This window comes from Bacteroidota bacterium (assembly GCA_016183775.1).
In the GTDB taxonomy this organism is placed as follows: Bacteria; Bacteroidota; Bacteroidia; order JABDFU01; family JABDFU01; genus JABDFU01.
Genome location: JACPDY010000035.1, coordinates 26345 through 36031, shown reverse-complemented (window position 1 = coordinate 36031; position 9687 = coordinate 26345). Strand labels below are relative to the sequence as shown.

Annotated in this window: 8 protein-coding genes; 3 read left to right on the top strand and 5 right to left on the bottom strand. The window is 38.1% G+C overall.

What is annotated here, in order from left to right:
• Positions 1 to 178, top strand: a 178-nt coding sequence (locus tag HYU69_04595; GenBank protein MBI2269620.1) for a transposase, incomplete at its 5' end; no start/stop codon positions are given.
• Positions 179 to 247: 69 nt separating this feature from the next.
• Here the strand turns inward: HYU69_04595 and HYU69_04590 are convergent.
• From HYU69_04590 to gldF, 5 genes are all read right to left on the bottom strand, one after another.
• Positions 248 to 1825 carry a T9SS type A sorting domain-containing protein gene (locus tag HYU69_04590; protein ID MBI2269619.1) on the bottom strand — a complete coding sequence of 526 codons (1578 nt, stop codon included), beginning with the start codon at positions 1823 to 1825 and terminating at the stop codon, positions 248 to 250.
• Between the two features lie 116 nt (positions 1826 to 1941).
• Complete coding sequence (gene dnaN, locus HYU69_04585) at positions 1942 to 3063, bottom strand: DNA polymerase III subunit beta (protein MBI2269618.1); 1122 nt, start codon at positions 3061 to 3063, stop codon at positions 1942 to 1944.
• Between the two features lie 126 nt (positions 3064 to 3189).
• Positions 3190 to 4230, bottom strand: a complete 1041-nt coding sequence (locus HYU69_04580; GenBank protein MBI2269617.1) for a hypothetical protein — start codon at positions 4228 to 4230, stop codon at positions 3190 to 3192.
• 201 nt (positions 4231 to 4431) lie between these two features.
• On the bottom strand, positions 4432 to 6081 hold the full coding sequence (gldG, locus tag HYU69_04575) for a gliding motility-associated ABC transporter substrate-binding protein GldG (protein MBI2269616.1): 1650 nt from the start codon (positions 6079 to 6081) through the stop codon (positions 4432 to 4434).
• A 59-nt stretch (positions 6082 to 6140) separates the two neighbouring features.
• Positions 6141 to 6872, bottom strand: a complete 732-nt coding sequence (gene gldF, locus HYU69_04570; protein MBI2269615.1) for a gliding motility-associated ABC transporter permease subunit GldF — start codon at positions 6870 to 6872, stop codon at positions 6141 to 6143.
• 342 nt (positions 6873 to 7214) lie between these two features.
• Between gldF and HYU69_04565 the strand changes: the two genes are divergently transcribed.
• On the top strand, positions 7215 to 8918 hold the full coding sequence (locus HYU69_04565) for a hypothetical protein (GenBank protein ID MBI2269614.1): 1704 nt from the start codon (positions 7215 to 7217) through the stop codon (positions 8916 to 8918).
• A 30-nt stretch (positions 8919 to 8948) separates the two neighbouring features.
• The gene (locus HYU69_04560) at positions 8949 to 9524 is read left to right on the top strand and encodes a CpsD/CapB family tyrosine-protein kinase (protein ID MBI2269613.1); all 576 of its coding nucleotides are present in this window, start codon (positions 8949 to 8951) and stop codon (positions 9522 to 9524) included.
• Positions 9525 to 9687: the final 163 nt, after the last annotated feature.

Sequence of the window (9687 nt, the reverse complement as noted above, 5' to 3'; positions counted from 1 at the left end):
AATGAGAACTGATAATGAACCAGGTTTTAAAGTGGTTCACAAACGATGGATTATTGAAAAAACTTTTTCTTGGTTTGAAAACCAACGAAGATTGAGTAAAGATTTTGAATATTTGCTTGAAACAAGTGAGGCAATGATTCATTTTGCAGCTATAAAAATATTATTGAATAAATTTTAAACAGTTTCTTATTGTGGCTGCTTTTGTTTGTGTCATTTTTTACGCTAATTAGCAATTTGATCACACATTTTACCTGATCACCAATTTTCTCTTGTAAATTTTATTTTCGCATGATGCGGTCACCAGGTAGACACCTGAACATAGTTTACCATCAGGATCTAATACGATAAGGGCACTTACATTATCAAGCAGTTCAACTTTGGAATAAAATTCCTGGCCGAGCATATCCCTTATAACAACCAGTATAGGTTTATTATTTATGGTTGTGATGTTGAGATTAATTTTGTTTTCTCCGGAAGCAGGATTTGGATAAATAATCATATTCTCCCGGGAGGATGAATTATTACCGATCGCAATAACACCGGAATAGGTTGTTGTTCCGTCAAAATCAGTTTGCCTGAGTCTGTAATAAGAAACATCGGTGGTAATATCTTCATCTGTTGCAGCGTAATGTAACTTAGCACTACTATTGCCTGCACCGTTCACTTTCAACACATCCTTAAAATGAATTCGATCATCACATTTTTCAACAGTGAAATAATCGTTATTGATTTCACTTGCGGTTACCCATTTAAGCTGAACAATTCCGTCTAGCAATTGGCCGGTAAACGACAATAAGGTTATTGGCAATTCAAAATCAGGACAATATCTGTAAAAACTTTTGGAACGAAAACCCGATCCATTCCTTCCCATTCCAACGTACCCGCAATTTCCTATAGAGAAGCCGGTTGCAGCCCTTCTCTGACCACCAAGATAGGGGTCTTTGGCCGTCCAAACATCTGTAGCCTGATCCCATTCATAGAAATCGGACAACGCACCTGTAGCACCATCGCCTGCACCTATGTAGCCTTTGGCAATAGCCCCAATCCCAATAGCAGTAGATTTGATCGAAAATCCTAAAGCGACCTGCCTTGCCTCGCCAGGAAAATTCGCTTTTGCGGACCACACATTCGTTGCCTGATCCCATTCATAAAAATCATTCAAACGCACTCCATCAAATCCGGTACCAATATACCCCTTGGTCCCGATAGAAAAACCTACAGCGGAATTTCTTTGCGTTCCACCTGCCGATATAATACTGTCTTTCATACTCCAGATATTTGTTGCCTGATCCCATTCCCAAAAATCTCCCTTCCTCCCTGAGCTGTTCACACCTGTTCCAATATACCCCTTGGTGCCAATAGAGAATCCAACAGCCTGATATCTTGCCGCACCCCCAAAATCTGCCTTTCGTGTCCATGTATCTGTCGCCTGATCCCATTCGTAAAAATCTTTAGCCGCAGCACCTCCATTTGTTGTATCACCCGTACCGATATAGCCCTTGGCTCCAATAGAAAAACCAACCGCATTGTTCCGTCCGGAAATTGGAAAATCTGCTTTTCGCGACCAGGCTGTAGTTGCGGAATCCCATTCCCATAACTCTTTAAGCACCGCGGATGATGAACCATTACCGGTTAATATATAGCCTTTGCTGCCAATCGAAAAGCTGACCACCTGTCGCCTTCCTTGTTCGGCTATAGGAAGAGAATCGCACACCCTCCAAAATGCCTGCGGGTATATATGAAATACAATACCGAAGAATACAAGAAGTGTTAGAAGTACCCTTCTAAAAACTGATTTGTGTCCTGAGTTAATTGTTTGGTTCATTTTTTTGAAACCTTCGGTTTTATAAGGACACCTCTAAAAGCCGATTTCCGATACCGATTGGTGAAGTTAATTTAATTGATTCTTATTTTCCGTTTCGGTGGTTTCAGGAATGAGACCTAGTTATTCAACATAACCGGCATTACCAACATTAGTGTATCTGTTTTTTTATTGTCATGCTCGGATGGCAATAAAATACCCGCACGGTTTGGAGCCGACATTTCCAATGTTACACTTTCACTGTCAATATTGGTAAGCATTTCTAAAATAAAACGGGAATTGAATCCGATTTCCATATCCTCACCCACATATTGACAGGTAAGACGCTCGCTCGCTTCATTTGAATAGTCAAGGTCTTCGGCGGATATGCTCAACTCGCTGCCTGCTACTTTAAAACGTACCTGGTGAGTGGTTTTATTGGAAAAAATAGCCACACGCCTGATCGAATTTAAAAATGCCATACGATCAACTGTAAGTTTGTTAGGGTTACTTGCAGGGATAACAGCCTCATAGTTCGGGTATTTGCCATCTATTAAACGACAGATGATCGTTGTACCGATAAAAGAGAAAAATGCATTGGTATTATTGTATTCGATCTTCACTTTCTCAACCACATTTGGTAAAATATTTTTCAGAAGATTCAAGGGCTTTTTGGGTAAAATAAATGAAGCTGCTGCCTTAGACTTAGCGTCATTCCTGCGATAACGAACTAATTTATGCGCGTCAGTAGAAACAAACGTGAGACTGTCGGCGGCAAGTTGACAAAATACACCTGACATAACAGGACGCAGCTCGTCATTACCTGTTGCGAATATAGTTTTATTGATCGCTTCGGCTAAAATTGCTGCATCCACTTCAATTGAAGAGGCCGATTGTATACTCGGGATCTTTGGGAACTCGTCGCCATTTTGCCCGGTCAGTTTGTATTTTCCATAATCCGAACTTATTTCAATACCAAACTTCTTTTTATCAATCGTGAATGTCAACGGCTGCTCCGGAAATGTTTTTAATGTGTCGATCAACAGTTTGGCTGGGATCGCAATACTGCCACTGTCTTTTGATTCAACAGAAACAATGGTCGTCATTGTTGTTTCAAGATCAGATGCAGAGATCGTTAACTGACCTTTTTCAATTTCAAATAAAAAATTATCGAGGATCGGTAAGGTATTGTTGGTATTTAAAACACCGGCAAGAGCTTGTAATTGTTTTAAAAGAGCAGAACTGGATACAATAAATTTCATATTTAAAAATTGAGTTTAAATTATTAGTAAAACATGCCCTTACCCCTAAAAATTGATAAGCAGCTGACGAGTAAATGTAGCTTATTGAGAAGGATTAGACCTGTTTTTAAAATAAATAGTTATGCACTATTTTTTAACATTGTCCTTTGGACTAAAATAGGTAATCGGCTGCAGCAGCTTACCGAAAACAAAATATTGGACAGTGACAAAATCGGCCCCATTGTTAATAAGTGCAAAAATACGGTCTTTATCGTATACGGCAGGTTTGCCTGTAATATGGTCGACTGCGCCGGGAGCTGCACTCTTATAAAATAGTTTTACAACATTTTTATTTCCCTTTACATCTGTAACTGTTATAATATTGATCGGGGTTGAAACAGAAACTGAATCTATAAGACTTTTTTCAAGTTTCTCAATCAGTTCATATTGAATATTTTGAAAATAACTGATGTATTGCTTAACAGTCATTGTGTCAATGGCAGTCAGAGGAATATTATCCAACAATGATCGCACCTCGAATTTTACACCCGGTAAATTGTTAATTTCGAAACCATCATCGGGTTTCGACGGAAACTCGACCCTTACCGACTTTATTTCAGGAGGAGTGTAGCGGAACACTGATCGGTCGCGCCAATCCGTTTCATTCGTAAAATAACGGGTGGTAAGGTATCCATCAAAACCAGGAATATAGGTAATATAGGGAACCGTCGAGTTCTCCATTGTTTCCGGATCAGCCAATAGCATGTATGTGCCTAACATGTCCTGGGTTTCAGAACCCACGTAGTAGATCTTTATCAGCTTATCACCTTTGTATGCTTCAATTTTAATTCCACCGGCAGCCAGTGATTTAATAACGTTTTCCTGCGCATTTTTACTGACCGGACTTTTCACTTCAATCTGCTTCATCGTTTCAAGCAACATATTCACAGCATCGTTCCGCGCATAAAATTTATCATTTAAACGCCAAAGTCCGGGCCGTTGTTTTTCAAGAGTGATTGCTCTGTTATTTTTATCGGCTAAAAAAAGTTTAGTTACACCCGCGGTATCTTCCAATGCAAAATCACGTAAGCCCTTTCTTAGGGTGCTTTTTTTATTATTCACAATGAACCAAAAGCTGATACTACCAAGGAGTACAACAAGTACAATGGCCACTTTATTACGTTTCATACGTATATATTTTTAAAGTTTCTGATTGTCGGATGCCTGCCTGTCGGCAGACAGGGAACACCCATGATATTCATCCGTGTTTTTGATACTGAAGGTATCATGGCTATTTCATATTTATATTAAACTTTAGCGTATAACCCTGACAGAGTTTAAAACTCTGTCAGGGTTATACGCTGGGTTATGGGCTATAATGATTCGAATTTACCCTCTAGATGCATACTTTCCTTTCCTTATAAAATACAGTACAACACCCAATATAACAATAAATATTATCGGCAGCGAAGTATTGATCACCTGCCATTTTACCCGTTCGGCAACGATCTTCTTTTTGTTAAGCATCCGTAATTTAATGTCACGTGCGCGTGCCGACATCAAGCCCGAATCATCACACAGCCAGTTCATGCAATTAAGTATGAAATTTTTATTACCATACATTTTGCGGGTATAAACATCATAACCTAAAGGCATTGGCTGCCCGTTGCGGTCAACAAGATTCCTGATAACATCTCCATCCGAAACTATGATCATCTTCGCCGGCTTTCCTGTTTCCTTAAAGCCAATAGCGCTATCCTTTGCGATACTCGGAGGAATACGGTTCTTAAATAATGATTCGAATTTACCCTCTAATAACACAGCCACAGGCTGAAATGATTTTTTGAATTGATTTTCATCCGGACGAATATTGACCATAGCCAGATTAATGCGCACCGGTGAATTTATCAATTTGGTGTAACGTGAACTTTTCAGTAAAATAGTTTTACGCACATTTTCTGTCCTGATGGTATCGATCGAACTTACAAAATCAAACTTTATAAGATCGAGGTTTTTTACGATGGGGTGTTGTTCGCTCGAAATGATCAGCGGACTAAAGAACCACGGCATCAACTCGAAACGAGGCTGCTGGCCTACAAGTGCTTTGTTAACCGGTATAGCGGAACATTGCAGATCCTGGATAAGATTAGCATTGATACGGACTCCGTATTTAAAAAGCTGATCTTTTAAATTAAGCTGATTCTCTAAACCTAATGTGGCAGCACTTTTCCGTAAACTGTCGTAACTCACGTAAACAGGATCGATCAACCAGAAAACATTCCCTCCATTCATAACGTATTGATCAATAATAAACTTATCCTTTTCATCAAATGCACTATCCGGCCTGGCAATGATAATAGCTTTTAAGCCATCAAGACTTTTCAACTGATTGTTTATTGTGATACGCTCAATATCGTAGTATTCACTAAGGTCCATCGCTACATCGGCTACCTGGAGTGAATCAATCTCATGTTGTCCGTCAATAAATGCTATGCGGGGTTTTATACCCTTGTTAAGCCGGCGTATCGTGTTGGAAAACTCATACTCCAGTGTTTGCACCGAATTATTCAATTGCTCATTCGGATCGACTCCTGTTTGGGTATTAAGGAGTTGCCATGGCAGTTCACGACCTTTAAAGGTAACAATTGCACCAGGAAAAATGATCTGCTGACTAACACCTTTTTCTCCTTTTACCTCAAGGTTGGTGGCTTGCAGGCCTTTCTTATCCAACTGTTCATATAGCTGTCCGCGCTGTTTTTTGTCGGTTATAGCATTGGGGTCTACAAATTCATACTCAATATTGTCACCTGAATAAGCCCTGAACTCATCAAGCAGCTCTTTAGTGGCATCCCGAAGTCTTTTAAATCCGGGTGCTCCCGGAAAATCTCCATCGAGGTATATCTTAACAAACACCACATCATCAAGATCTTTGGCAAGCTGAACCGAACCGGATGTGAGTGTAAATCGTTTTTCAGAAGTAAGGTCAATGCGGTAAAAAACAAATGAACATATATAATTCAGCAAAATAATTATTATCATACTCAACATCAGGTTAAGTATATCACGTCTTTTTTGCGGCCGTATGTTTATGTTATCTTTTACCATTTCCGGCTTTCGAGTACAGTACGTGTTGAAATAATAAATACAGTGATCAGACTTGCAAAATAAATAACATCACGCGTATCAATAACACCGCGGCTCATAGAGATATAGTGATCGTTAATGCCGAGAGAAATAATCACACTGTCAATTTTTCCAAATAACTCAAGTGAACTTATGTACTCAAATCCGGTATAACAGCAAAAGCATAAAAACAGAGCCGTGATAAACGCCGTTACCTGGTCACTGGTTATAGCCGAAGCAAATACACCTATTGCCACAAAGGCCGAAGCCAAAAACAGCAGGCCAATATATGAACCCCACATGCCGCCGGTATCAATATTCCCGGGAGGGTTTCCCAGATGAGAAACACAATAATAATAAGTGAGTGTAGGAAGTAAAGAAATGATAACGAGGATGACACCAGCGAAATATTTCGCCAGAATGATCTTCAGATCGGTAAGCGGACTTGTCAATAAAAGTTCAATGGTGCCACCTTTTTTTTCATCGGCAAATGTACGCATGGTAATAGCCGGTATCAGAAATAAAAATACCCATGGAGCAATTAAAAACAGTGCATCGATGTTGGCAAAACCATTATCCAGAATATTAAAATCCACAGGCAACACCCATAAAAAGAGTCCTGTGCTCAGCAAAAAAAACACAATAGCCAGATAGCCGACAAATGAATTAAGAAATAAATTGATCTCCTTTTTTAAGAGTACAAGCATAAATTGCTTTAAATAATAGTGGAAAACAAACGATAAAGTTAGCAAAATCCCCGCTCCACCGATAAAGCGGAAACAAACTCATTATCAATGATTTTGGATGTTTTTTTATACTTTTTGGACGAGATTAACACCTGTTTAAGGTAGGCGAATTCCACTTATGTCGAATTTTTACATGTATACACATATAAAAGAACGAATAATTGCAACTTTATATAGAATATTACGTATCAATACAAATAATTACATATGTAAGATTTTTAGCAAATACTTATAACTAAGAATATTACTTAATTTTAAACACGAATTTGATTAAGGCCAAGTATGTTTAATATTTTTCTGTAAATGCAAATAATAAATCAAAACAAGCTAAATGAACAGGCCAAGATCCAGTTGAGTACAGTGAGGAGAGCCTGGCAGTTGTTTGTTAATAATTGGTATATAGTTGCAATTGCCTTGGTTGTGGCAATAAGCAGTTATATCTATTATACCGCCACCCGTGTGGAAGGTGCACTTGCGCAATTACAAATCTCACTTAAGTATAATGAAGCTAATGCCAAAAATTACACTGATTACTCTGATGAAATGACCGGGATAAATGCTCCCAGTATAATGCAAAAAACCATTGAAAGCCTTAATCTGGATGTTTCCTATTATATAAAAGAAAATAAAAATTATGTAGAGATCTATGGCACTCAGCCCTTTAATATAATAACAGTCCTTATAGATCCCGCGCTGCATGAACAGTTTATTAAGTTCAGGGTTATCAATGAAAACGAGTTCGAATATAGCTACGACAAACTGAAAACAACTATTAAGAATCGTTGCTTTTTTGACAGTGCTATAACAGATCCGGAGATAAAACTTCTTGTAGAAAAAAAGTTCCCTGGAGATACCCTCACAAATCAGGTGAAACAAACTGATTATTTTGTTCAGATACACGACAAATCGTCTCTTGTCGGAAAGTACCAATCTATGTTAAGCACTCAGCTCACAAAGGACCTGGCTGTATTACAGGTCACATACAGGGATATTTTTCCGGCAAGAGCAGTAGCGTTCCTTGACACACTTGCAAAGGTATATCTCAACAATACCATTAAATCACAGATCGAACGGAATTATAAAATGGTTAACGGGATCGACAAGCTGCTGCGCGGAACTGAAGGAATTTTAAGAAATGTTGAAGACAGTCTGCGTAAATACAGCATGAAAACCGGAATGATGAATGAAAGTATTGCCGAACAGAAATATGTTTCGGAATTAACCAACCTGATGATCGACAAAAGAAAACTTGAATTGCAGCGAATTATGCTTGCTGATCTGGAAAAATATATTGTTGAGAACAAAAACAACAAAGGCCTTCCTCCACCCTACTTTGGCGAAATTGATGACAATTTTCTGCAAACCAGCTTATCGGAATTATATGACATGCACTTAGATAAAAACGAAAACTTATTTGATGCCACAGAAAAAAGCATAGTTATACATAAAATAGATAATAATTACGAGAACAGGAAAAACGACCTGCTTAAGTATATACAAAACGGCCAGAAAACGGTTGAAGACAAAATAGCATACTTCCAGAAGCAAATTACAGCTATTGATGAACCTTCTGAAAAAGGAAACCTGTTTAACAACAATCAGATGTATTTAATGGATCTGAAGCGGCAATTGAAAGTAAATGAAGCAATGTACATGAACCTTTTAGAAAAAAGGAACAATATACTTATTGCCCAGGCTGCCATGGCACCCGAATACAAGATATTTGAATCCGCACATATCATTGAAAGAAGTATGCCGGCCGATAATGGGAAATTATTTTTTTATATCATCCTTGCTTTAGCCATATCCGCAGGCATCATATATATCAAAAACTTTTTTTATGAATCTATAGAAACTATGGAGTATTTGAAATCAAAAACCGCCATACCTATTTTGGGGGAAATGCCATTTATCGAATTAAGCAAGAAAAAACTCAATACTATTTATGACACCCTTAATCACCCGCTGGGATCATCTCTTTTAGGATCGATTCGTACAAACCTTTAATTTGAACTTGCCGGAAAAAAAACAAAAGTTATTCTTATAACCTCCCATAATTCGGCAGAGGGAAAAACTTTTAATGCGGTTAACCTGGGGGCAATACTGGCAAAAACAAAAAAAAGAGTTTTGCTATTGGACATGGACTTCCATAAACCCAACCTTGCCAATGTATTGGGATTAAGAAATAAAGAAACCGGCATGAACGAAATATTTGAAGAAAAACTAAGTATACCGGAAACAATTATTAATACTAAAATTGAGAATCTTTTTGCAATAATATCAAAAACAACCATAAGTGAAGCCTCAGAAAAAATACTGAATGAAACAACCCGGAAGATCATTGAATACGGGAAGGACAATTTTGATTACGTTATTATAGATACCCCGCCTGTAGGTATTATTTCTGATGCGATGACACTGATGCAGTTTACTGATTTAAATATTTACATTCTAAATGCCATAGCTCCATATCAAAATTCGCTGACTCAAGTGGATGAGATTATAGAAAAGAATCGCTTTAAAATTCACCTGATCCTGAACAAAGTCAGGATCAGAAGGCTGCAGTACTATTCCAAACAATATGAAAATTACAGGTACGCGAAAGCGTCCTGACGGTTAAAAAGAATAAATTTATACTGATTCATGGACTTATTTTTTGAAATAAAAAAGAAAGGATGCAAAAGGCAGATTTTATCTTTCCTGTATTTGTGCGCTCTTCCTCTATCATTATTTTCACAGGGTCCGCCACCAGATCCCTCATGTCCGATCCCCCCCT

What these genes read in the sequence shown, in the direction of transcription:
- HYU69_04590 (MBI2269619.1), bottom strand. Translation starts at nt 1,825, where the DNA reads ATGAACCAAACAATTAACTCAGGACACAAATCAGTTTTTAGAAGGGTA.
- dnaN (MBI2269618.1), bottom strand. Translation starts at nt 3,063, where the DNA reads ATGAAATTTATTGTATCCAGTTCTGCTCTTTTAAAACAATTACAAGCT.
- HYU69_04580 (MBI2269617.1), bottom strand. Translation starts at nt 4,230, where the DNA reads ATGAAACGTAATAAAGTGGCCATTGTACTTGTTGTACTCCTTGGTAGT.
- gldG (MBI2269616.1), bottom strand. Translation starts at nt 6,081, where the DNA reads ATGATAATAATTATTTTGCTGAATTATATATGTTCATTTGTTTTTTAC.
- gldF (MBI2269615.1), bottom strand. Translation starts at nt 6,872, where the DNA reads ATGCTTGTACTCTTAAAAAAGGAGATCAATTTATTTCTTAATTCATTT.
- HYU69_04565 (MBI2269614.1), top strand. Translation starts at nt 7,215, where the DNA reads ATGCAAATAATAAATCAAAACAAGCTAAATGAACAGGCCAAGATCCAG.